1 protein-coding gene is annotated in these 407 nt (G+C 50.4%); it reads left to right on the top strand.

Annotated elements, in window-relative coordinates; genetic code table 11:
• Positions 1–407 (top strand): hypothetical protein (locus tag RTW80_RS27525; protein WP_312721262.1); only part of this gene is annotated, 407 nt, incomplete at both ends.

Here is a 407-nt window from a genome sequence, read left to right as displayed (position 1 = left end):
AGGGTATCCGAACCGCGTTCGTCAGCAGCGCGCAACGGGCATTTGGGTCTATGAACGTTATCCTGCCGTAGATGGTGCGCTGCCGTACACCATCGATAGTAAGACAGGGGAAGTTAAGTGGAAATATCAGGTAGAAAACAAACCTGATGACAAACCGAAGCTGGAAGTTGCCAGCTGGCTGGAAGATGTAGATGGCAAACAGGAAACGCGTTATGCCTTTATTGATGAGGCCGATCATAAAACAGAGGATTCTCTGAAGGCTGCGAAGGAGAAAATTTTCGCCGCGTTCCCGGGGCTGAAAGAGTGTACTAATCCGGCATATCACTATGAGGTCAACTGCCTGGAATATCGTCCTGGCACGGGGGTTCCGGTTACTGGTGGCATGTATGTTCCACAGTATACGCAAC

This window comes from Escherichia sp. AM3, from assembly GCF_032029835.1.
GTDB classification, from domain to species: domain Bacteria; phylum Pseudomonadota; class Gammaproteobacteria; order Enterobacterales; family Enterobacteriaceae; genus Escherichia; species Escherichia coli.
Note: the sequence above shows the minus strand (reverse complement) of the source record. Positions and strands in the feature narration are given on the sequence as shown.